21 protein-coding genes are annotated in these 22139 nt (G+C 58.2%); 18 read left to right on the forward strand and 3 right to left on the reverse strand.

Annotation, left to right across the window (positions count from 1 at the left end; all coding sequences use genetic code 11):
* The first annotated feature begins 66 nt into the window (after positions 1-66).
* Positions 67-2589, forward strand: a complete 2523-nt coding sequence (locus tag ACR0JR_RS12905) for an ATP-dependent helicase (protein ID WP_480456487.1) — start codon at positions 67-69, stop codon at positions 2587-2589.
* Between the two features lie 3 nt (positions 2590-2592).
* On the opposite strand, the gene ACR0JR_RS12910 is transcribed toward ACR0JR_RS12905, so the two are convergent.
* Both ACR0JR_RS12910 and ACR0JR_RS12915 read right to left on the reverse strand, forming a co-directional pair.
* On the reverse strand, positions 2593-2883 hold the full coding sequence (locus ACR0JR_RS12910; RefSeq protein ID WP_010442602.1) for a DUF1330 domain-containing protein: 291 nt from the start codon (positions 2881-2883) through the stop codon (positions 2593-2595).
* A 369-nt stretch (positions 2884-3252) separates the two neighbouring features.
* The gene (locus tag ACR0JR_RS12915; protein WP_170781881.1) at positions 3253-3477 is read right to left on the reverse strand and encodes a DUF1127 domain-containing protein; all 225 of its coding nucleotides are present in this window, start codon (positions 3475-3477) and stop codon (positions 3253-3255) included.
* A gap of 901 nt (positions 3478-4378) precedes the next feature.
* On the opposite strand from ACR0JR_RS12915, the gene mraZ reads away from it, so the two are divergent.
* From mraZ to ACR0JR_RS12960, 9 genes are all read left to right on the forward strand, one after another.
* Positions 4379-4882, forward strand: coding sequence for a division/cell wall cluster transcriptional repressor MraZ (gene mraZ, locus ACR0JR_RS12920; RefSeq protein ID WP_170543605.1), 504 nt, complete (start codon positions 4379-4381; stop codon positions 4880-4882).
* 4 nt (positions 4883-4886) lie between these two features.
* Positions 4887-5879, forward strand: a complete 993-nt coding sequence (gene rsmH / locus ACR0JR_RS12925) for a 16S rRNA (cytosine(1402)-N(4))-methyltransferase RsmH (protein ID WP_480456488.1) — start codon at positions 4887-4889, stop codon at positions 5877-5879.
* Positions 5876-6244: a cell division protein FtsL gene (gene ftsL, locus ACR0JR_RS12930; protein WP_480456489.1), complete on the forward strand. Its 369-nt coding sequence runs from the start codon at positions 5876-5878 to the stop codon at positions 6242-6244. Before rsmH ends, ftsL begins: the two co-directional genes overlap by 4 nt.
* Positions 6241-8028 carry a peptidoglycan D,D-transpeptidase FtsI family protein gene (locus ACR0JR_RS12935; protein ID WP_480456490.1) on the forward strand — a complete coding sequence of 596 codons (1788 nt, stop codon included), beginning with the start codon at positions 6241-6243 and terminating at the stop codon, positions 8026-8028. Before ftsL ends, ACR0JR_RS12935 begins: the two co-directional genes overlap by 4 nt.
* 22 nt (positions 8029-8050) lie before the next feature.
* Positions 8051-9532, forward strand: a complete 1482-nt coding sequence (locus ACR0JR_RS12940; RefSeq protein ID WP_480456492.1) for a UDP-N-acetylmuramoyl-L-alanyl-D-glutamate--2,6-diaminopimelate ligase — start codon at positions 8051-8053, stop codon at positions 9530-9532.
* A complete protein-coding gene (locus tag ACR0JR_RS12945; protein WP_480456493.1) occupies positions 9529-10923 on the forward strand; it encodes a UDP-N-acetylmuramoyl-tripeptide--D-alanyl-D-alanine ligase in 1395 nt (464 codons plus the stop codon). Before ACR0JR_RS12940 ends, ACR0JR_RS12945 begins: the two co-directional genes overlap by 4 nt.
* 34 nt (positions 10924-10957) lie before the next feature.
* A complete protein-coding gene (gene mraY, locus ACR0JR_RS12950) occupies positions 10958-12040 on the forward strand; it encodes a phospho-N-acetylmuramoyl-pentapeptide-transferase (protein ID WP_010442593.1) in 1083 nt (360 codons plus the stop codon).
* Between the two features lie 151 nt (positions 12041-12191).
* Entirely contained in the window at positions 12192-13586 is a 1395-nt protein-coding gene (murD, locus tag ACR0JR_RS12955; protein WP_480456495.1) for a UDP-N-acetylmuramoyl-L-alanine--D-glutamate ligase, read from the forward strand.
* Positions 13587-13698: 112 nt separating this feature from the next.
* On the forward strand, positions 13699-14073 hold the full coding sequence (locus tag ACR0JR_RS12960) for a glycine zipper family protein (RefSeq protein ID WP_259462652.1): 375 nt from the start codon (positions 13699-13701) through the stop codon (positions 14071-14073).
* Here ACR0JR_RS12960 and ACR0JR_RS12965 read toward each other — a convergent pair.
* Positions 14070-15248, reverse strand: a complete 1179-nt coding sequence (locus ACR0JR_RS12965; RefSeq protein WP_480456496.1) for a BaiN/RdsA family NAD(P)/FAD-dependent oxidoreductase — start codon at positions 15246-15248, stop codon at positions 14070-14072. The two genes, ACR0JR_RS12960 and ACR0JR_RS12965, sit on opposite strands and share 4 nt — an antisense overlap.
* A gap of 241 nt (positions 15249-15489) precedes the next feature.
* On the opposite strand from ACR0JR_RS12965, the gene ACR0JR_RS12970 reads away from it, so the two are divergent.
* The 8 genes from ACR0JR_RS12970 to murB all read left to right on the forward strand — a co-directional run bounded on the left by ACR0JR_RS12970 (position 15490) and on the right by murB (position 22116).
* A complete protein-coding gene (locus ACR0JR_RS12970; protein ID WP_480456498.1) occupies positions 15490-16536 on the forward strand; it encodes a Hint domain-containing protein in 1047 nt (348 codons plus the stop codon).
* Between the two features lie 170 nt (positions 16537-16706).
* Positions 16707-17870 carry a putative lipid II flippase FtsW gene (ftsW, locus tag ACR0JR_RS12975; protein WP_480456499.1) on the forward strand — a complete coding sequence of 388 codons (1164 nt, stop codon included), beginning with the start codon at positions 16707-16709 and terminating at the stop codon, positions 17868-17870.
* Complete coding sequence (locus ACR0JR_RS12980) at positions 17870-18961, forward strand: UDP-N-acetylglucosamine--N-acetylmuramyl-(pentapeptide) pyrophosphoryl-undecaprenol N-acetylglucosamine transferase (RefSeq protein WP_480456500.1); 1092 nt, start codon at positions 17870-17872, stop codon at positions 18959-18961. Before ftsW ends, ACR0JR_RS12980 begins: the two co-directional genes overlap by 1 nt.
* On the forward strand, positions 18958-20364 hold the full coding sequence (murC, locus tag ACR0JR_RS12985) for a UDP-N-acetylmuramate--L-alanine ligase (RefSeq protein WP_480456501.1): 1407 nt from the start codon (positions 18958-18960) through the stop codon (positions 20362-20364). Before ACR0JR_RS12980 ends, murC begins: the two co-directional genes overlap by 4 nt.
* 4 nt (positions 20365-20368) lie before the next feature.
* Complete coding sequence (locus ACR0JR_RS12990) at positions 20369-20617, forward strand: DUF2484 family protein (protein WP_480456502.1); 249 nt, start codon at positions 20369-20371, stop codon at positions 20615-20617.
* The gene (locus tag ACR0JR_RS12995; protein WP_480456503.1) at positions 20614-20880 is read left to right on the forward strand and encodes a DUF2484 family protein; all 267 of its coding nucleotides are present in this window, start codon (positions 20614-20616) and stop codon (positions 20878-20880) included. Before ACR0JR_RS12990 ends, ACR0JR_RS12995 begins: the two co-directional genes overlap by 4 nt.
* Positions 20881-20902: 22 nt before the next feature.
* Positions 20903-21196: a hypothetical protein gene (locus ACR0JR_RS13000; RefSeq protein WP_480456504.1), complete on the forward strand. Its 294-nt coding sequence runs from the start codon at positions 20903-20905 to the stop codon at positions 21194-21196.
* Complete coding sequence (gene murB, locus ACR0JR_RS13005; protein ID WP_480456505.1) at positions 21193-22116, forward strand: UDP-N-acetylmuramate dehydrogenase; 924 nt, start codon at positions 21193-21195, stop codon at positions 22114-22116. The genes ACR0JR_RS13000 and murB overlap by 4 nt, the downstream gene beginning before the upstream one ends.
* Positions 22117-22139 lie beyond the last annotated feature (23 nt).

Raw genomic sequence — 22139 nt, forward strand, 5'->3', positions numbered from 1 at the left:
AAATCCTTGTGAACAAGGCGTGAACAAACTCTTTCCCTTGGCGCGCATCCGGCGTAGTTTGGGGCCATGAGCAGTTTTGACGAAATGGACGCCTTCGAAGGCGCATCGCTGTCGGCGCGGGCTATGGCGGCGATGAAGCCACAAAGCGATTATCTTGACGATCTCAACCCGGCGCAGCGCGAAGCGGTCGAGAGGCTAGATGGCCCGGTGCTGATGCTGGCAGGCGCGGGAACGGGAAAAACCAAGGCGTTGACTGCGCGGATCACCCATCTGCTCAGAACCCACCGGGTGCGCGAGAACGAGATTCTCGCGGTGACCTTCACCAACAAGGCCGCGCGCGAGATGAAACAGCGCGTAGGGCGCATGCTGGGTCGACCCGCAGAGGGAATGCCCTGGCTGGGCACGTTCCACGCAATCTGCGTCAAGCTGTTGCGTCGTCACGCGGAATTGGTCGGGCTGAAGTCGAACTTCACCATTCTGGACACGGATGATCAGAAACGGTTGCTGAAGCAGCTTACTCAAGCCGCCAATATAGACGACAAGCGCTGGCCCGCGCGGATGCTGGCAGGGATCATCGATGACTGGAAAAACCGAGCCCTGACGCCCGACAAGGTGCCTGCCGCAGATGCAGGGGCCTATAATCACAAGGGCATCGAAATCTATGCCCAATACCAGACTCGCCTGCGCGAGCTGAACGCGGTGGATTTCGGCGACCTGCTGCTGCACATGGTCACGATTTTCCAGACCCATCCGGACGTGCTGGAGCAATACCAGCGCTGGTTCCGCTACATCCTTGTGGACGAGTATCAGGATACCAACGTCGCCCAATATCTCTGGTTGCGCCTGCTGGCCGGTGGACACAAGAATATCTGCTGCGTCGGTGACGACGATCAGTCGATCTATGGCTGGCGCGGTGCCGAGGTGGGAAACATCCTGCGGTTTGAGAAGGATTTTCCCGGCGCATTTGTAGTTCGGCTGGAACAAAACTACCGATCGACCCCGCATATTCTGGCCGCTGCGTCCAACGTCATTCGTGGCAATGAAAGCCGCTTGGGCAAAGAGCTTTGGACCGACCGCGAAGAGGGCGAAAAGGTTCGTCTGATTGGCCATTGGGATGGCGAGGAAGAGGCGCGTTGGATCGGCGAGGAAATCGACGCGATGCAGGGTGGCACGCGCGGCGTGCGACCGATGAACCTTGATGAGATGGCGATCCTCGTGCGCGCCTCACACCAGATGCGCGCTTTTGAGGACCGGTTTCTGACCATTGGGCTGCCTTACAAGGTGATCGGAGGGCCGCGATTCTACGAGCGGATGGAGATTCGCGATGCCATGGCCTATTTCCGGCTGGTGGTCAGCCCCGAGGACGATCTGGCGTTCGAGCGCATCGTGAACACGCCCAAACGTGGCCTTGGCGACAAGGCGCAGCAGACCATTCAGGTGGTGGCGCGCGAAAACGGGGTATCTCTGGTCGAAGGCGCGCGGATTGTTGTTGAAAGAAAACTGATCGGCGCAAGAGGCGTCAAGGCGTTGCGCGAGTTGATCGACGGGCTGGCGCGGTGGAATTCTGTTGTTATTTCTGGAAGACGAGCAGCAACCTCACAAACGCCACAGCGGCCGCCACGCTCACTCTTAGGTGAAGAGTACGATGCATCTTATCGACAGGAAGAAGACAACAATGATGTCTTAGAACCGGTGGTCGAAACAATGCCTTCAGAGTCTGCTCGCGGCTATGATCATATCGAACTCGCCCAAACAATATTGGATGAGTCGGGCTACACGTTCTCCTACTTTAAGCCTCAGACCGAAGAAGAACGTGAGCGCGGTGACCCACTCGTTCATATTAGTCCCGAAGCGCCGGGGCGGTTGGAAAACCTCAAGGAACTGGTCAATCAGCTGGACAATTTCGAGAACCTGCAGGGGTTTCTGGAGCATGTCAGCCTTGTGATGGATAACGAGCAGGACAGCGACGGGGCTAAGGTCTCGATCATGACCCTGCACGCGGCCAAAGGGTTGGAGTTTCCTGCCGTGTTCCTGCCGGGGTGGGAGGATGGCTTGTTCCCCTCGCAACGCTCCATGGACGAATCGGGCCTTAAGGGCCTCGAAGAGGAACGGCGGCTGGCCTATGTCGGCATCACCCGTGCCGAAGAGGTCTGCACGATTTCCTTCGCGGCCAACCGACGCGTGTTCGGGCAATGGCAGAACTCGATGCCATCGCGTTTCATCGACGAACTGCCCGAGGATCATGTCGAGGTGCTGACGCCGCCGGGGCTCTATGGCGGTGGCCAGACTACAGCCGGAATCGAAACCCGTGCGGCCGAGGCGAATGTCTATAACTCTCCCGGTTGGAGACGTCTGCAGGCGCGGCAGGGGCAGTACGGGATGTCTCAGCCGAAAGAAAGCCGGAACACGGTGATTGATGCGACTGCCGTCGCCAGTTTCACGCTGGGCGAGCGGGTGTTTCACCAGAAATTCGGGTATGGCGCGGTGATCGGCATCGAGGGCGACAAGGTTGAGGTTGAATTTGACAAGGCCGGAACGAAAAAGGTCGTCTCGCGCTTTCTGACTGCGAAGGATGACGTGCCGTTCTGACGCTTACAGCCCCTCGACCAGCACCAGATTCGCTGTCGCCGTTTGTTGCCTGATCTTGGCCAGCTCAACATAGTCCGGATCGTCCTTCCACGCGTTTGCGGCAGCCATGTCTGGGAACTCCATCAAGACAATACCGTCTTCTGCCCAACTGCCTTCGATCACTTCGACGGGCTTTGAGGATATGGTCAGCAGGCGCCCGCCATGCCGGTCAAAGATCGGCATGAAGCCTTCAAGGTATTTCTGGTATCCATCCGGGTCATGAATGGAAATCTGGGCGATGAAATAGGCGGCCATGGGACACTCCTGAAAATCGTTCACGGCCCCAGCTTACATCTTGTGCGTCAAAAACGAAAAACGGCGGTTCCCAGGGAGGAGGGGAACCGCCGTTCTTTTCTACATCAGGGCAGGGAGGAGGAAGCCCGGATGTATCCGAGCCCGGGTTTGATCCCGGTATGAGGAAGACGCGGCGACGTCAGGGAGGAGGAAGGCGTCGCCGCGCGCTTTCAACATCAGGGCAGGGAGGAGGAGAGCCCCGATGTATCGGCTTCCGGCAGTCAGGGCCGGTATTAGGTGCGGCAACGTCAGGGAGGAGGAGAGACGTTGCCGCTGATTACAGACCCAAAAGGGAGGAGGATGGGCCTGATCTCAGTATCTGTGTCGCGCTTACTGCGCGGTTTGCTCTTCGGTGGCCTGCTGGGCCAGCCGACGGATCATCGAACGATGCAGGCCCAGATCGGCCAGCTCGCGATCCGACAGTGCCGACAGTTCGTTTACCGTCTGGCGGTACAGGCGGTAGCGCGCAACGCGGGTCTTTACGGTTTCAATCAGTGCTGCGACTCCAAATACCGGAGCGCTCTTCAGACCTGTTTGTGTGCTTGCGACTGCCATCTTCATCATCCGTTCATTCTTGTTGCTGCCGGCATCGTCCGGCGCTTGCTTGAGACTGAAGATAGGCAAATGCTGCGATTGCACAATAGCTCGCGCCATCAATGCTGCTATGCAGCAAATGCATGGATTGTCGGGATGATCCGGGCTACCCCAATAATTGCCTTTAAAATATAGGTTTTCGCATGCGGTTGGCTTTTTGCCAGTTCAGGTGCCGTGATTAAAGGTGCTTATCCCTTAAGCGGGATTGGCATTTGTTTGGGCATGTTGTGTCAGATCAAGAGGGGGTAGAGCTGTTCGCCTCTGATCCAGCCCGTGGTGCAACGGTGCCATGGGAAAGCATGGGTCGCCTATGGGAATGACCTCCTAAGCGATCGCGATTCGTCCTGCTTGGCCGGATTTCATGGGGGCTTGCACCGGATTTATCGCCAATTAGGAGGTTTAATGGGAATTCGTGGGAAAAAATTTTTCAACGCTGGGTTGCGCATATGTGGTGTTGATGGATACAAAAATCACAATTTATGGTGCATTTAACCCTGATTTCGATTGCTTTAACCTTATTCTGAAGCCGGAATCAGTTCTCTTCTTGCAAAATTCCTGTTGATTTCCATGATTTCCCATGGCATCCCTTGTTTACCCGATGAGGGCGAGGACAGTTAAGGGGCGCCAAACGACCCCGAACCAAAAATACAAAAACAGGTTTCATACAGGCATCTCGCTTTCATCAATCAACAGATCCGGCGCGCGGGCGAGCAGACATCCCCCCAGGTGGCGCGCGCAGCTGGACATCCCGCAAAGCGGGTCAATGCGGCGGGTTGATCAGTGGCAGCAGATCAACCCGCCGTTTTTCATCCGGGGGGAACGTGAATTTTGAGGTGGGGCGCAAGCGAAAGGGACAGTCGTCTTGGCGCGCAGGTTTAGAGGTGAAAGCCACCATAAGGTGGATGCGAAGGGCAGGGTCTCGATCCCGGCCTCGTTTCGCCGTGTGCTTGAAGCGTCCGATCCCAACTGGCAGCCCGGTGACAATCCTGAGCTTGTGATCGTTTATGGCGACCACCGCCGCAAATACCTTGAGTGCTATACGATGGAAGCGATCGACGAGGTGGACGCCAAGATCGACGCGCTGCCGCGTGGCTCGATGCAGCGTCGGATGCTGCAGCGGATGTTCCACGGTCAGTCCTTTCCGACCAATGTGGACGAAACTGGCCGTCTGGTTCTGCCCGCCAAGTTGCGTAACAAGATCGATCTTGAGAACGAGGCATTCTTTATCGCCGCTGGTGATACCTTTCAGATCTGGAAGCCCGAGACATACGAGGCCGAGGAACTGGCCACGACCGAGGAATGGCTGGACGATCTGCCAGAGGATTTCGATCCGATGCAGTATCTCGACGGCATTGGGGACGGGTGACGGCATGGCCGGCGCTCAAAGCTCATCGGACAAACCTCACATCCCTGTTTTACTACGCCCGTTGCTGGCTGCAGTGGCGCCTGTGTCCGGCATTTGGCTGGACGGAACCTTTGGTGCAGGTGGATACACGCGCGGTCTGCTCGAAGTCGGGGCCGAGAAGGTAATTGGTGTGGATCGCGATCCACTGGCCTTTGAAATGGCCGCGGATTGGGCCAGTAAATACGGTGATCGGTTGGTGATGCAGCAGGGTGTGTTTTCGCGCATGGATGATTATGCGCAAAATCTGGACGGCGTCGTGCTGGACCTCGGCGTTTCTTCAATGCAATTGGATCAGGCAGAACGCGGCTTCTCCTTCATGAAAGACGGCCCGCTCGACATGCGCATGAGCCAGGAGGGTGAGAGTGCCGCTGATCTGGTCAATACGGCAACCGAGACGCAACTGGCCGACATCCTGTTCCATTTCGGCGAAGAACGCGCCAGCCGTCGCATTGCCAAAGCCATCGTGAAGGCACGGACCGATGAACCGATCACAACGACTTTGCGGTTGGTCGAGATTATCGAATCCTGCCTGCCGCGCCCGAAGCCCGGTCAGTCACACCCAGCGACGCGTAGCTTTCAGGGGCTGCGAATTGCAGTGAATGCGGAATATGAAGAGCTGTTTCAAGGCCTTATGGCAGCAGAACGCGCTTTGAAGCCGGGCGGGCAGCTGGCTGTAGTCACTTTCCATTCTATTGAGGACCGGATGGTCAAGCGGTTCTTCCAATCGCGCGCGGGCAAGACAGGCCGCGCGAACCGCTATGCACCCGAGATGGTGCAGGAAAAGCCGCAATTCACCCTCAAAACCCGGAAAGCTGTGGGGCCGGATGAGCAGGAACTGAAGGAAAATCCACGCGCACGCTCGGCTAAGTTGCGTGTCGCCATTCGTACAGATGCTCCGGCGGGTGAAATTGAGGCACGGGCCATCGGGATGCCGGAACTGGGGGGAAGGGCAAGATGAAGAGTATTTTGTATATGTTGACGGCCCTTTCTGTCTTTGGGCTGGCGCTCTGGGCCTATCAGGAAAACTACCGCACCCAACAGGTGGTGAAGGAAACTCAGTCATTGCAGGGCGAGATCGGTATGGCGCAGGCACGATTGGCGGTGCTGAACGCTGAATGGGCCTATCTGAACCGGCCGGATCGTCTACGTGAACTAGCAGACCTGAATTTCGAGCGTCTCGGGCTGCTGCCTCTGCGCGCTGAACAGTTTGGCCGCGCGGACCAGATTTCTTATGGTGAAGATCCGGACCTGCCCATAGTCGACCCGCTTGAACTGCAGGCGATTGCCGAGACGCAGGCACTTGGTGAGGTGCAGTTCCCATGACCCGAACACCACTCCGTCCGCTGGCCCGAATCCTCGACGCCCGCGCCAAGGGCGAGAACCCGAAGACGATCGAGCGGGAGAATATCCGCAAACGTCACGAAGACATGAAAGACCGCGCCCGTGCGCGCGCCGAAGGCCGCCTGCTGGTATTGGGTCTGTTCTTCTTCTGCGCTTTCTCGGTGGTGGGTTTCCGCATGGGCGTTTTGGCCACGTCTGAAGCACAGGAACCACTGGCCAGTGCGCCGGGTGCTACCATCGCGATGCAACGCGCGAACATCGTTGATCGCGAGGGACGCATTCTCGCGACCAATCTCGACACCTATTCCGTCTACGCCCAGCCGCCGCTGATGATTGACCCGATTGCCGCCGCGGATCAATTGGTGGCGATTTTTCCCGATCTCGAAAAAGAGAGGCTGGTCAAGGACTTCACCGGCAAACGCAAATTCCTGTGGATCAAGAAACGCATCTCGCCCGAGCAGAAGCAGGCCGTGCATGACATTGGAGATCCAGGTATCCTGTTCGGACCACGTGAAATGCGGCTATATCCCAATGGCCGACTGGCGGCGCACATTCTGGGTGGCTCGGGATTTGGTCGTGAAGGTGTCAGCGCAGCTGAAGTGATCGGCGTTGCGGGCGTCGAAAAACAATTCGACGATTATCTGCGCGATCCGGCCAATGGCAACAAACCCCTGCAACTGTCGCTGGACCTGACCGTTCAGGCAGCCGTTGAACAGGTGCTCTATGGTGGCATGAAGATCATGAATGCCAAGGGGGCATCGGCGGTACTGATGAACGCCCATACGGGTGAGGTTGTCTCGGCGGCTTCACTGCCGTCATTCGACCCCAATGATCGTCCTCGCCCACCGACGTCGGGCTTTGACCCCTCGGACAGCCCGTTGTTTAACCGCTATGTGCAGGGTGTGTATGAGTTGGGCTCAGTCTTCAAAATCTTCACCGCCGCACAGGCCGTTCAGTTGGGGCTGGTCAATTCCAACACGATCATCGACACATCCGGCCCGATGAAAATCGGGCGTTTCCCGATCGGCGAATTCAACGGCAAGAACTATGGCGAGATCAGCGTGGCCGATGTGATCGTCCATAGCTCAAACCGGGGCACCGGTCGCTTGGCCTTGCAAATTGGGGCCAAGCGGCAGCAGGACTTCCTGAACGCATTGGGAATGTTCGACCCAACCCCATTTGAAATCGTCGAAGCCAAAGGCGGTCAGCCTCTCAAGCCCAAGAAATGGGGCGAATTGAGCACTGTGACCATCTCCTATGGCCACGGCTTGTCGACCAGCCCAATGCATCTGGCCGCTGGGTACGCTGCGATTGCCAATGGCGGGCACTATGTCAGCCCGACCATCCTGCGCCGCAATGGTCCGCAATACGGCCCACGCGTGATGTCCGAAAACACGGCCAAACAAGCGCAGAACATGCTGCGCAAAGTGGTCACGGATGGCACCGCCAGCTTTGGGGATGTCAAAGGTTATGACGTAGCCGGCAAGACCGGCACTGCCGACAAGCCCAAGCCACGCGGTGGGTATTATGACGACAAGGTTATCGCCACTTTCGCCACTATCTTCCCGGCTTATGATCCGAAATATGTGCTGATCGTCACGCTGGATGAGCCCTCGATTGTCGCCTATGGCGAAAAGCGCCGCACCGCAGGCTGGACAGCTGTTCCGGTTGCCGCTGAATTGATCGGGCGCGTGGCACCGCTCTTGGGGCTCAGACCCCGGCTTGAGCCTGAGGCGCGCGCTGCTATAACGCTGACCTCAAATTAGGCCGTCGGACAAGAGGTGGGTCATGGGCAATCGGTCACAGAAACTTAGCCAACTGGCCCTGACCGCGCGGGGCGGGGCGAATCCCGACATCACCGGACTGGCCGTCGACAGCCGTGAGGTGAAAGACGGCTTCCTCTTTGCTGCCCTTCCCGGCACTCGCGTTCATGGCGGAGAGTTTATCCAATACGCCCTGCGTATGGGGGCAGCCGCCATTCTCACAGACGCAGAAGGGGCCGAGCTCGCTGCCAAAGAACTGGTCGCATCCGACGCCGCGCTGATCGTGACCGAAGATCCACGCCAGGCCTTGGCCGGGGCCGCGGCACTTTGGTTCGGCGTTCAGCCGCAAACCATCGTGGCGGTCACTGGCACTAACGGTAAAACATCCGTGGCCAGCTTCGTGCGCCAGATCTGGACCGAGTTGGACCTCGCCGCCGTCAACCTCGGCACCACCGGGGTTGAAGGTGCATGGACCGCGCCTTTAGCGCATACCACGCCCGAGCCGATCACGCTGCACCGCTGTCTGGCCGAGGCAGCCGACAATGGTGTGACCCATGCGGCGATGGAGGCCTCATCTCACGGCCTTGAACAACGTCGGCTGGATGGAGTGCATTTGGCAGCAGCCGGGTTCTCGAATTTCACGCAGGACCATCTGGACTATCACGATACGTTCGAGGCCTATTTCGCCGCTAAGGCCGGTCTGTTTGACCGTGTGCTGCCCGAGGACGGGGTCGCGGTGATAAACCTTGGCGATCCGAAGGGCGTCGAGATGCGCAAGATCGCTGAGGCGCGGGGGCAAAATATTATCACCGTTGGACCTGAGGGCTCTGATCTTTGCCTGTTGAACCAACGCTTTGACGCAACCGGGCAGGACCTGCGTTTTTCGTGGAAAGGCAAGATCTATCAAACCCGTCTGAACCTGATCGGTGGATTTCAAGCAGAAAACGTCCTGCTGGCCTGCGGTCTGGTTATCGCGGCAGGAGAGGGCCCCGACCGCGTTTTCGAAACCCTGCCGCATCTGACAACGGTCCGGGGCCGAATGCAACTGGCCGCCACCCGCAACAATGGCGCGGCGGTGTTTGTCGATTACGCGCATACGCCGGATGCGGTTGCTACAGCGCTGAAAGCGATGCGCCCTCATGTGATGGGTCGTCTGATCGCCATTGTTGGCGCAGGTGGGGATCGGGATGCCACTAAACGCCCTCTCATGGGGCAGGCGGCCACAGAGAATGCAGATCTGGTCTTCGTTACCGACGATAACCCCCGCAGCGAAGACCCGGCGATCATCCGTGCCGCTGTCATGTTGGGTGCGCCTGAAGCGACTGAAGTCGGCGATCGGGCCGAAGCGATCCTGCGTGGCATCGACGCGCTGCAACCGGGTGACGCCCTGTTGATTGCGGGCAAAGGCCACGAAACCGGCCAGATCGTTGGCGATCAGGTTCTGCCCTTTGATGACGTGGAACAGGCCAGTATCTCGGTCGCCGCGTTGGACGGGAGGGTCGCATGACGCTCTGGACCGCAGCCGAGGCCGCCGAGGCCACCGATGGACACGCCACCACCGATTGGCAGGTGAGTGGGGTCTCGATCGACACCCGCACCTTGGAACCCGGAGACCTGTTCGTCGCGCTCAAAGCTGCCCGCGATGGCCATGATTTCGTCGCGCAAGCGCTGGAGAAAGGGGCAGGTGCCGCGCTGGTATCCCGCATTCCCGAAGGCGTATCCGAAGATGCGCCGCTCTTGATCGTTGATGACGTGCAAACCGGGCTGGAAGCTTTGGGGCAAGCGGCCCGTGCCCGGACGGCGGCGCGCGTGGTGGGTGTGACCGGCAGTGTCGGCAAAACCTCGACCAAAGAAATGCTGGCCAGCATATTGGAAACGCAAGGGAAAACCCATGCCAGCGTCGCCAGCTACAACAACCATTGGGGTGTCCCGCTGACACTGGCGCGGATGCCCAGTGACGCCGAGTTTGCCGTGATCGAGATCGGCATGAACCACCCGGGCGAAATCGCCCCACTGGCGCGTCAGGCGCAGCCGCATGTGGGGCTGGTGACGACGGTGGTGGCGGTGCATCTCGAAGCGTTCGATTCGGTCGCGGGGATCGCCCATGAGAAGGCCGCGATTTTCGACGGTCTGACCAAGGGTGGGGCCGCTATCGTGAACGCCGATATCGAACACGCCGACATCCTGCGCAGCTGTGCGCAGGCGCTGGGCGCGAAGATTGTCGATTTTGGTCGAACGGCCCAAGATTACGCTCTGACCGAGGTGGAGCGGGGCGCCAACAGCCTTCAGGCGCAGGGTAAGGTTGGCGAAAACACTATCTCGTTCAACGTCCAATCGGCAGGTACGCATTTTGCCATGAACGCGCTGGGCGCTCTGGCGGCTTGTGTCGAGCTGGGCGTCGATCTGGATCAGGCCGTTGCTGGCTTGCGCCGCTGGTCCCCGGTCAAAGGGCGCGGGGTGCGTGAGGTTATCGCGCTGCCTAGCGGCGATCAGATCGAGCTGCTGGATGACAGTTACAACGCCAATCCAACCTCGATGGAGGCCGCATTGGACGTGCTGGCCGCATCGCAAGGTAATCGCAAGATTGCCTTTCTGGGCGACATGAAAGAGCTGGGTGCGCAGGAACACGCGATGCACGCGGCCATGGCCGATGTGGCCGCGATGGCTCAGGTCGATCAGGTTCACTGCATCGGTCCACTGATGCAGGCGCTGCATCAGGCCTTGCCGGAGGGCAAGCGTGGGCTTTGGACTGAGACCAGCGCCCAGATGGTCGGGCAACTGCCCGAGTTGATCCGTAACGGCGATGCGGTGCTGGCAAAGGGTTCGCTCAGCATGGCATTGGCACAGATTGTTGACGGTCTGCGGAAAATGGGGCAAGGGGGCGCGCTTGAGCCGTAAGCGCCCGTGATGCCCGTGTGAGAAAGGTTTTGGTATGCTCTATTGGTTGACCGCCCTGTCGGACGGAGGGGATTTCTGGAACCTCTTCCGCTACATTACGTTCCGGGCAGGTGGAGCCTTTCTGACGGCACTGATCTTTGGATTTCTCTTCGGAAAACCTCTGATTAACGTACTGCGTCGCAAGCAGGGCAAGGGCCAGCCAATCCGGGATGATGGCCCCGAAGCGCACCTGTCCAAAGCCGGAACCCCTACTATGGGTGGCCTTTTGATTGTTGGCGCACTGGTAACTTCAACGCTGGTCTGGGCGCGTTGGGACAATCCCTATGTGTGGATGGTACTTTTCGTAACACTGTCTTATGCGGCCATTGGATTCGCTGACGACTACGCCAAAGTATCAAAACAGAATACCAAAGGCGTTTCGAGCAAGATGCGTTTGGCTTTGGGAGTTCTGATTGCGGTTCTGGCGTCTTTTTGGGCAGGATTGCACCATCCTGCCGATTTGCAAAATCAACTGGCTATGCCGGTGTTCAAGGATACGCTGATCAATCTGGGCCTATTTTATATCCCATTCGCGGTCATTGTGATCGTTGGGGCTGCCAATGCGGTAAATCTGACCGATGGTTTGGACGGGTTAGCCATCATGCCCGCGATGATCGCCGCCTCGACGCTGGGCGTGATTGCCTATGCGGTGGGGCGGGTCGACTTCACCGAATACCTTGACGTGCATTATGTGCCCGGCACAGGTGAAATCTTCATATTCACCTCAGCGCTTTTTGGAGCGGGGCTTGGCTTCTTATGGTACAACGCCCCTCCGGCAGCAGTGTTCATGGGGGATACAGGATCGTTGGCTCTGGGCGGTGCACTTGGCGCAATCGCTGTTGCAACCAAGCACGAACTGGTGTTGGCCATTGTGGGTGGCCTATTCGTGGTTGAAGCGCTGAGCGTGATCATTCAAGTGCTTTACTACAAGCGCACTGGTAAACGTGTATTCCTGATGGCCCCAATCCATCATCACTATGAGAAAAAGGGCTGGGCTGAGCCGACGATTGTGATCCGCTTCTGGATCATCTCGCTGATCCTGGCGATGATTGGTCTGGCGACGTTGAAAGTGCGGTAGGACTCCCGCCGGGTTCGGAGGGCCTGTGGCCCGCCTGCCACCCGTTGGGCCCGGCTCGCGCTGCCGCGCGAGCCTGAGCGCCCCCCTTGCCTTTGGGAAATCCTTCGGTGCAGTGTGGCGCAAATTTCTATGCGATGAAGGTGGACAGCAGATGATCCCGGTCAAAGGGTTTTCAGGGAAAAAAGTTGCGGTTCTGGGGCTAGGGCGGTCTGGTTTGGCCACGGCTCGTGCATTGCAGACGGGCGGTGCCGAACCGGTGTGCTGGGATGACAACCCGGCCGCGCGTGAGGCGGCTGAAGGAGCGGGGCTGGTCTGCTCTGATCTGCGCCGACATGGAGCGTTCGAAAATATTGCTACCCTGATTGTTTCACCTGGTATTCCGCATCTTTATCCCATGCCCAATCCGGTCGTGGCTGCTGCAACAGATGCTGGCGTCTCGGTAGACAATGATATTGGCTTGTTCTTTCGCTCCTTCGCCGGGCCTGAATGGCACAACTATGACACCCCGCCGCGTGTCATCGCAGTGACGGGATCGAACGGCAAATCAACCACTGCAGCCCTGATCCACCATATCCTGACCGAGGCCGGGCGCGACTCGCAGTTGGCGGGCAATATTGGGCGCGGTGTTCTGGATATCGACCCGGGCGGTGATGGCTCGGTCGTGGTGTTGGAGCTGTCCAGTTATCAAACTGAACTGGCCCGCGCCCTGACGCCAGATGTGGCGGTTTTCACCAATCTCTCACCTGATCATCTTGACCGGCATGGAGGTAAGGGTGGCTATTTCGCAGCCAAACGCCGCCTCTTTGCCGAAGGCGGGCCGGATCGCGCTGTGATCGGGATCGATGAGTCTGAAGGCGCGTTTTTGGCTGGTCAGCTGGCCGAGGGGCCATCTGATGATCGGGTGATCCGCATTTCGGTTGCGCGTAAACTGACTGGACCGGGCTGGCAGGTTTTTGCACGCAAGGGGTACTTGTCTGAATACCGCAAGGGACGTCAGACGGGATCAATTGATCTGCGCGACATCAAGGGCTTGCCAGGCGCGCATAACCACCAGAACGCTTGTGCTGCCTATGCTGCCTGCCGTTCTCTGGGCTTGGCCCCCCGCGTGATCGAAGACGCGCTGCATAGTTTTCCTGGTCTGCCGCATCGCAGTCAAATTATTGCCGAAGTGGATGGGGTGACCTTCGTGAACGACTCTAAGGCCACCAATGTGGACAGCGCCTTGAAAGCGCTGAGCGCCTTCAAAAAGGTTCGCTGGATCTGTGGCGGGCTTGAGAAAGAGGGTGGGCTTGAGGCGCTGAACGGGGCCGAAGGTCACGTGATCAAGGCCTATGTCATTGGACGCGAAGCTGCGGGTTTTGCCATGCAGCTAACTGCGGATGCTCAGGTTTGCACCACTATGGCTGCCGCTGTTGAACAGGCCATGGCAGACGCGCAGCCGGGCGAGGTGGTCTTGTTGGCCCCTGCAGCGGCCAGTTTCGACCAATATGACAATTTCGAACAGCGCGGTGATGACTTCACCGCCGAGGTGAAAAAACGCCTCTGAAAGCAAGGCGTTTGCAATTGTTTGCCGGTTCGGCGAAGCTGAGCGCCTATCTGCTTGACGCGCAATCTGCATTGGTTTTTGCCTTCAGGAAATTCAACACGAGGTTATGAAAATGCCAAACCGTAAGTTTCTATTGATCGTTCCCGCTCTGCTTGTGGCGGGGGCATGCACCAATACCGGTGCCAACTATCAGCCTGTGATCGATGGCCCTGTAGGCCCGAACTACAATGTTGATCTGCAGCAATGCCAACAACTGGCGGCCTCACAGGCCAGCGTTGATGGGTCCACTGCTGGCAATGCGGCCATCGGCGCGGTAGGCGCAGCTGCCGTAACGGGCATCGTTCAGGACAGCAGCGACAATCTGGGTCGCGCAGCCGTTGCCGGCGCTCTGGTTGGGGCAGGCGCGGACGTGATCAACAAGAACCAGAACAAGGAAGTGCTGGTGCGCAATTGCATGCGCGGACGAGGCTATAACGTCGTTGGTTAACGGCCTGCGATGGCACTTCCTGCAGCGTGGCCCGAAGACCACGCCCATTGGAAGTTATAACCACCCAGCCAACCGGTGACATCCACCGCTTCACCAATAACATAGAGGCCGGGGACTTCCCTGGCCTCCATCGTTTTGGACGACAACCCTTGAGTATCGATTCCACCCAGCGTTACCTCGGCCGTGCGATAACCTTCAGTGCCAGCAGGAGTGAGGTGCCAGTCCGACAGAGCCGCGACCAGGTCGGTCAGCGCAGCATCGGATTGATCCGCCAGATTGCCTTGCATCTGGAAATGGTGCTTGAGGTAGTCCACCAGACGCGAAGGTAAATGGCGTGCAAGCTCTGTGGTCAGCGCCTTGCGTCCACCCGCCTGCCGCTGATCCCGCAACAGCTCGAACAGCCCTAGATCCGGGATCAGATTCACCCTAATGACCTCGCCCTCGCGCCAATACGAAGATAGTTGCAGTACAGAAGGGCCGCTCAGCCCGCGATGGGTGAACAGCAAGGCCTCATCGAAACTGGTGCGTTGATTTGACAGCCGCACGGGCAGCGAGACACCGGATAGGTCTTTGAACCGTCCATCTGAAAAGGTAAATGGCACCAGCGCTGCCCGGGTTTCGGTCACCTTTAGCCCGAATTGGCGCGCAATGTCGTAGGCCAACCCTGTTGCGCCCATCTTGGGGATCGACTTGCCGCCCGTGGCCAAAACCAGATTGCGGCATGTCAGGGAAATGCGATTGCCTTCTCGCTCGACCTCCAGCGAGAACCCGCTCTCGGTCTTGCGCAGCGAGTGGAAGGTAGTCTGTACCCACAGCTCGGCCCCGACACGCGCCATTTCGTCCAGCAACATTTGTATAATCTGTTTTGACGAACCGTCACAAAACAACTGCCCCAGAGTCTTCTCATGCCAGGCAATGTGGTGACGTTCTACCAGATCGATGAAATCCCATTGTGTGTACCGCGCCAAAGCCGATTTGCTAAAATGGGGGTTCTGCGACAGGAAGTTTCCTGGCCCCGCATGCAAATTGGTGAAATTGCACCGCCCGCCGCCGGATATACGGATCTTTTCGCCGGGCGCTTTTGCGTGATCGATCACCAGCGCGCGTCCGCCGCAATGGGTCGCGCACATCATGCCAGCCGCCCCGGCGCCAAGGATGATTGTATCGTAATTCATGTATGGCCATTGGCCTGTTATCCGCCAGATGGCAAGGGCCACGGGACCACGCGCATTGAAGTGAGGCGGATTGATCTTGTTCTACAAGCCTCATGGTCCAGTATTGGAGCAGTGCGCACGCGCCACAGGGGTGAAATATCCCGTGAGCTCAGCTTGACCCATCGTAAACCAAGCTCTAGCAAAAAATGGCACATATACTGGATATGTGCGTGTGTTTTGAGATGTTGTGGAGTTACGCCCGATGCCGACGAATATCTATGGTGCGTTTCGCAGCAACACCACGTTGTCGGACGCAGGCGCTTCAACAACCGTCGTGGGCTCAACTTTCCAGATTTTTGCATATGATCAAATCACCGTCGAAGATGGTGCCGACGGTACGATTTACAGCGGTGACAGCATTTCCAACGAAGTCTCGAACGATCCGACGCAGACTTACAACGGTGAGATCATATTCTGGGATTTTACGGTTACGGTGACAGATGGCACCAACACCTACCAGATCGGCCTGTTTGACTATGATATCAACGGCGATGGTGACTCGATCGGAGTTGACGGCGAAGACGGATATTTCATGGCATTTATCGGAGGGTCTATTCCGCCGTTAAATACGACGCTGACGATCACGGCGATCGTCGATAATGGACCCAGCATTGATGTAGATACCGTTGTACCATGTTTCACTTTGGGGACTAAGATCGATACCCCGTCTGGCCCGAGACCGGTTGAAACCCTCGAAACAGGTGATTTTGTTCTGACACTCGATAATGGACCTCAGGCCATCCGTTGGATCGGAAGGCGCACTCTGGACAGTATTGACCTGAATATTAAACCCAAGTTGCGCCCCGTCAGAATTGCCAAGGGTGCGTTGGGCGAAGGTCTGCCCGAACGCACATTACGCGTTTCTCCGCAACATCGGATGCTGCTGCGCTCAGCCATTGCTGAACGCATGTTTTCCAGTCACGAGATCCTGGTTCCAGCGATCAAACTTTTGGGGCTGCCCGGTGTTTCGGTGGATCAGGAGGCGCAGAGCGTAACATATGTTCACATCCTCTTTGACAGGCACGAGGTGGTCTTCGCAGAAGGCGCACCATCGGAAAGCCTGTTAACCGGGCCCGAAGCACTAAAAAGCGTTGGGAAAGACGCCCTGGCGGAAATCACCGAGTTGTTTCCCGAAATTGTCGCCAAAGACTACGAGCCTCAGGTGGCGCGCCTCGTGCCGCAACAGGGTCGGAAGATGCAATCTCTGATCCAGCGTCACGTGAAAAACGACAAGCCGTTGTTGTCCTGACAGATGGTCCCAGCGTGCGGCGCTGGCTTTGACAATGATGTCGTCATGTCGGGAAAAGTGTTTTGAAAATCTATTCCGTCATTCCTCTGGTCTGAAAACAAAAATCACTGTAGACTCCCGAACAGATCCCGAAAACGGGACGTTGACGAGGCAGATAGTGGCGGTATCTCATGACTGAGATGGTGTATGGCGCGGTCCAGGACCAGCGCGGCGAACCGATTCTACCGAAGTGGTGGCGGACGATTGACCGCTGGACGATGTCCTGCGTTTTGATCCTGTTTGTCATAGGGCTTCTGCTTGGGCTGGCTTCTTCGCCGCCGCTCGCGGGGCGCAACGGATTTGATCCCTTCCACTATGTCGAGCGGCAGGCGCTTTTCGGAGGGCTCGCGCTGGTTGCGATGCTTCTGACCTCGATGATGTCACCCACGCTGGTGCGGCGTCTGGCGATCTTGGGCTTTCTGGTCTCGTTCGTGGCGCTCGCCTTCCTGCCGATCTTTGGCACGGATTTTGGCAAAGGCGCAGTGCGCTGGTATTCGCTGGGCTTTGCTTCGCTGCAACCATCAGAATTTCTCAAACCCGGTTTTGTCGTAGTGGCAGCGTGGCTGTTGGCTGCTTCGCACGAAATCAATGGCCCTCCGGGGCGGTTATGGTCCTTTGCGCTGTGTATGGCGATTGTTGCGATGCTGGTGATGCAACCCGATTTCGGTCAGGCCTGCCTGATCCTCTTTGGTTGGGGGGTAATGTATTTCGTGGCGGGCGCTCCGATGCTGCTGTTGGTTGGCATGGCGGGGGCCGTGGTTTTGGGTGGAATGTTCGCCTATTCCAACTCAGAGCACTTTGCGCGCCGTATTGACGGTTTTCTAAATCAGGAACTCGACCCGACCACGCAGCTTGGTTACGCGACGAACGCAATCCGCGAGGGTGGATTGTTCGGCGTTGGCGTGGGCGAGGGGCAGGTGAAATGGTCGCTGCCTGACGCGCATACTGATTTCATCATCGCAGTGGCGGCAGAGGAATATGGTCTGATCCTCGTTCTGATCATCATCGCACTCTATTCGTTGATCGTCGTGCGTTCGCTGCTGCGACTGATGCGCGAACGCGACATGTTCATTCGCCTGGCGGGTACCGGGCTGGCCTGCATGTTCGGTGTACAGGCGATGATCAACATGGGCGTTGCTGTACGTCTGTTGCCTGCAAAAGGCATGACGTTGCCTTTCGTAAGCTATGGTGGCTCGTCGCTGATCGCAGGCGGCATCGCGGTCGGCATGTTGCTGGCCTTCACCCGAACCCGCCCGCAAGGCGAACTCGGTGATATTTTGCGCGGGCGAGGATGATGCCGTATCTTCTGATCGCAGCAGGTGGCACCGGAGGACACATGTTCCCTGCGCAGGCATTGGCAGAAGCGATGCTGGCCAAAGGCTGGCGTGTGCGCTTGTCCACCGATCCGCGAGGCGCGCGCTATACCGGTGCATTTCCCGAAGGTGTTGAAATTGTCGAGGCATCCTCGGCCACGTTCGCCCGCGGCGGTCTGGCCGCCAAAGTGCTGGTCGGGCCCAAGATTGCTGCTGGTGTGACCGGTATGGTGGCGCAGATGATGCGCGACAAGCCGGACGTTGTGGTGGGATTCGGAGGCTATCCGTCGATCCCGGCGCTGGGCGCGGCAACGCTGTTGAAAATCCCGCGTATGATTCATGAACAGAACGGCGTTCTGGGTCGTGTAAATAAAGTGTTTGCAACTCGGGTTGCGCAGGTGGCCTGCGGTGTCTGGCCCACCGATCTGCCGGACGGTGCCAACGGTATCCACACCGGCAACCCGGTGCGCGGCTCGGTACTGGAACGTGAAGGAGCGCCCTTTATTCCGCCCGGAGATTACCCGATGTCGGTGCTTGTGATGGGCGGCTCGCAAGGCGCGCGTATTCTCAGCGATGTGGTCCCCGGCGCGATTGCGGCGTTGCCCGAAGCCGTACGCGACCATATCCGCGTCTCGCATCAAGCCCGCAACGAGGATAGCGAGCGGGTCAAAGCCTTTTACTCAGATCACGGCATCCGCGCCGATGTGCAGCCATTTTTTGACGATGTGCCGCGTCGCATGTCTGATGCGCAGCTGGTTGTCAGCCGCTCGGGTGCCTCCAGCATCGCCGACATCTCGGTGATTGGCCGTCCGTCGATATTGATCCCGCTTGCTACCGCCGCTGGTGACCACCAAACCGCCAATGCGCGCGGGTTGGTTCAGGCGGGTGGGGCGATCATGATCCCGGAAAACGCCCTTGACGTTCCCGCGCTGACAGAGCAGATGACCACGGTTCTCACCAACCCCGAAGCCGCACAGCAAATGGCCCATGCCGCGCTATCGGTCGGGGCTCCGGACGCAACCGAGCGTCTGGTCGCCCTTGTCGAGCAACTGGCGCAGAAGGAGACCTCATGAATCCAGCAACCAAACTGCCCCAGGACGTTGGACCGATCCATTTCGTGGGTATCGGCGGGATCGGGATGTCAGGCATCGCCGAGGTGCTTTTGAACCTTGGCTACCAGGTACAAGGTTCGGATCTGAAAACCTCGAAGATTACTGACCGACTGGCTGGGCTCGGTGCTGAGATTTTCGAAGGCCAGCGTGCCGAGAACCTGCAGAACGCCGCTGTGGTCGTGGTCTCGACCGCGATCAAACCGGGGAACCCGGAACTGGATGAGGCGCGCGCGCAAGGCCTACCGGTGGTGCGCCGCGCCGACATGCTGGCCGAACTCATGCGGCTGCGCTCGAATATTGCCATCGCCGGAACCCACGGAAAAACGACCACTACCACGATGATGGCTGAACTGATGGTTGCGGGCGATTTCGATCCCACCGTCATCAATGGCGGCATCATCCACGCCTATGGCAGCAACGCGCGCATGGGGCAGGGTGAATGGATGGTGGTTGAAGCGGACGAGAGCGACGGCTCGTTCAATCGGCTGCCTGCAACCATCGCCATCGTCACCAATATCGACCCCGAGCATATGGAGCACTGGGGCGATTTCGACCAACTGCGCGACGGGTTTTACGAATTCGTCTCGAACCTGCCGTTCTACGGTTTGGCCGTGTGCTGCACGGATCATGCCGAGGTGCAAGCTCTGGTCGGCCGCATCTCGGACCGTCGCGTGCGCACCTATGGTTTCAACGCACAGGCTGATGTGCGGGCCGAGAACCTGACCTACAAAGGCGGCGTTGCCCATTTCGACATCCATTTGCGCTACGAAGACACGGTGATCGAGGGCTGTACCCTGCCGATGCCCGGCGATCATAACGTATCGAATGCTCTGTCCGCAGTGGCCGTTGCCCGTCATCTGGGGATGAAAGCTTCGGAAATTCGCGACGCGCTGGCCAATTTCGGTGGCGTTAACCGCCGCTTCACCAAGGTCGGAGAGATCAACGGTGTCACCATCATCGACGATTATGGTCACCATCCAGTAGAAATCGCAGCCGTTCTCAAGGCTGCGCGCCAAGCTACCGAGGGCCGCGTCATCGCCGTCCACCAGCCGCACCGGTATTCGCGATTGTCTGACCTGTTTGATGATTTCTGCACCTGTTTCAACGATGCCGATGTGGTCGCCATCGCCGAGGTCTTTGCGGCAGGAGAAGACCCGATCGAAGGGGCGGACCGCGACGCACTGGTCGAAGGGCTGATCCGTCATGGCCACCGCCATGCACGGGCCATTCTGGATGAAAGTGACCTCGTGCGGCTCGTCCGCGAACAGGCCCGACCGGGGGATATGGTTGTATGCCTCGGTGCCGGGACCATCAGCGCCTGGGCCAATGGGTTGCCTGACCAATTGATTGCGAAGGCGAGTTAGGCTCGTGTCGCTTTCGCTCATCATCGCCTGCGCCTGGGTTTTTGCCTCAACCATCGTCGCAATGCTACCGATGCGTCTGCAATTTCCACCGGGCATATTGCTGCTGGTTAGCGCACCCGTACTGATTTTGTGGCTTGGACATGATTATGGATGGTTCATTGGGGTATTGGCTTTCGCCGCCTTTGCTTCGATGTTTCGTAATCCGATCCGCTATTACTGGCGTAAATGGACGGACAAAGAGGTATCAGAGTGAATTGGTCGCTTGCGCTTGCCGGTCTTTGGGGCGTTGTTGCCAATATATTGGCAATGCTTCCTAGCAAAGATAATCACTGGAAACGGGCATATTTCTTGATCGCCGTGGGAATTCCGATTCTTGGTTATGTCACCTATGAAAGCGGTCCCTGGATCGGGCTTGTGGTGCTGGCTGCGGGTATGTCGATCTTGCGCTGGCCGGTGATATACCTGACCCGTTGGACAAAGTCGAAATTGCAGGGCATGAAGGCGGTCAACAAGTAACCGACCTTATCAGGAGGCCTCCATGGTCGACATTGCCACCTTTGCTTATCTGCCATTGATCTCTCTCATCTTCGGTGCCGTATCTGGTTTTGTTGCCGGACGCTGGATCGGTATCAAAGCGCTGCTTTGGTTGATCGGTTTGACTTCGGCTGTGGCATTGGTGCTGATCGTGATGTTGGCTGGTGTCGAAACAGGCGAAGAGGAACAGGCATTTGGCCCATTTGTTTGGCTCACAGGTGGTGTCCTACCGTTCCTGTTTGCCGTCATTATGGGGGGCGTTGGAGGGCGCAGCCTGTCAGCTAGGACAAATGCATGACCGATCTACCCGTGGTGCGAGGTCGCCTGACCGAGGCGCGTGCGCTCAATGATTTGACTTGGCTTCGCGTTGGTGGGCCTGCTGATTATTTGTTTCAGCCTGCCGATACCGAAGACCTGCAGGCCTTTTTGCGCGCCCTGCCCGCAGACGTTCCGGTTTTTCCCATGGGTGTCGGATCAAACCTAATTGTACGGGATGGCGGCCTGCGGGCCGTGGTGATCCGTTTGGGGCGTGGGTTCAACGGTATCACAGTCGACGGAAATACTGTTACAGCAGGCGCGGCGGCGTTGGATGCACATGTGGCGCGCAAGGCAGCGGATGCAGGTGTTGACCTGACATTTCTGCGCACGATCCCCGGCTCTATCGGCGGGGCGGTGCGCATGAACGCGGGTTGCTATGGCAGCTACACGGCGGATGTGCTGCAAAAAGCCACGATCGTCACACGGCAGGGCGAACTTGTCGAACTCAGTCCCGATGACTTCAACTTCCGCTACCGTCAGTCCGATCTGCCAGAAGGTGCGGTGCTGGTTTCAGCCACTTTCCAAGCCCCCTCGGGCAATCCGGCCGAGCTGCACGCCCGCATGGAAGCGCAGCTTAAGAAGCGCGACGAAACGCAGCCCACCAAGGACAGAAGCGCTGGTTCGACCTTCCGCAACCCGGCGGGATTTTCTTCGACCGGGCGCGAAGATGATGTGCACGACCTCAAGGCGTGGAAGGTGATCGACAACGCGGGCATGCGCGGCGCTACCAAAGGCGGCGCGCAAATGAGCCCCAAGCACTCGAATTTCCTGATCAATACCGGTGACGCGACTGCCGCTGACCTCGAGGGACTGGGCGAAGAGGTCAGAAAAAAGGTTTACGAAACAAGCGGCATCACGCTAGAGTGGGAAATCATGCGGGTCGGTGATCCGCTGAAATAATATAGCCCCAACCGTCAGACCAA

Source organism: Ruegeria sp. AA3, assembly GCF_056542905.1.

Bases quoted from the DNA above. Each gene is read 5' to 3' on its own strand.
- ACR0JR_RS12970 (WP_480456498.1), top strand. From the start codon at position 15,490: ATGCCGACGAATATCTATGGTGCGTTTCGCAGCAACACCACGTTGTCG.
- rsmH (WP_480456488.1), top strand. From the start codon at position 4,887: ATGGCCGGCGCTCAAAGCTCATCGGACAAACCTCACATCCCTGTTTTA.
- ACR0JR_RS13000 (WP_480456504.1), top strand. From the start codon at position 20,903: ATGGTCGACATTGCCACCTTTGCTTATCTGCCATTGATCTCTCTCATC.
- murD (WP_480456495.1), top strand. From the start codon at position 12,192: ATGATCCCGGTCAAAGGGTTTTCAGGGAAAAAAGTTGCGGTTCTGGGG.
- ACR0JR_RS12905 (WP_480456487.1), top strand. From the start codon at position 67: ATGAGCAGTTTTGACGAAATGGACGCCTTCGAAGGCGCATCGCTGTCG.
- ACR0JR_RS12910 (WP_010442602.1), bottom strand. From the start codon at position 2,883: ATGGCCGCCTATTTCATCGCCCAGATTTCCATTCATGACCCGGATGGA.
- ACR0JR_RS12965 (WP_480456496.1), bottom strand. From the start codon at position 15,248: ATGAATTACGATACAATCATCCTTGGCGCCGGGGCGGCTGGCATGATG.
- ACR0JR_RS12915 (WP_170781881.1), bottom strand. From the start codon at position 3,477: ATGGCAGTCGCAAGCACACAAACAGGTCTGAAGAGCGCTCCGGTATTT.
- ACR0JR_RS12935 (WP_480456490.1), top strand. From the start codon at position 6,241: ATGACCCGAACACCACTCCGTCCGCTGGCCCGAATCCTCGACGCCCGC.
- murB (WP_480456505.1), top strand. From the start codon at position 21,193: ATGACCGATCTACCCGTGGTGCGAGGTCGCCTGACCGAGGCGCGTGCG.
- ACR0JR_RS12960 (WP_259462652.1), top strand. From the start codon at position 13,699: ATGCCAAACCGTAAGTTTCTATTGATCGTTCCCGCTCTGCTTGTGGCG.
- murC (WP_480456501.1), top strand. From the start codon at position 18,958: ATGAATCCAGCAACCAAACTGCCCCAGGACGTTGGACCGATCCATTTC.
- ftsW (WP_480456499.1), top strand. From the start codon at position 16,707: ATGACTGAGATGGTGTATGGCGCGGTCCAGGACCAGCGCGGCGAACCG.
- mraY (WP_010442593.1), top strand. From the start codon at position 10,958: ATGCTCTATTGGTTGACCGCCCTGTCGGACGGAGGGGATTTCTGGAAC.
- ACR0JR_RS12945 (WP_480456493.1), top strand. From the start codon at position 9,529: ATGACGCTCTGGACCGCAGCCGAGGCCGCCGAGGCCACCGATGGACAC.
- ACR0JR_RS12980 (WP_480456500.1), top strand. From the start codon at position 17,870: ATGCCGTATCTTCTGATCGCAGCAGGTGGCACCGGAGGACACATGTTC.
- ftsL (WP_480456489.1), top strand. From the start codon at position 5,876: ATGAAGAGTATTTTGTATATGTTGACGGCCCTTTCTGTCTTTGGGCTG.
- ACR0JR_RS12940 (WP_480456492.1), top strand. From the start codon at position 8,051: ATGGGCAATCGGTCACAGAAACTTAGCCAACTGGCCCTGACCGCGCGG.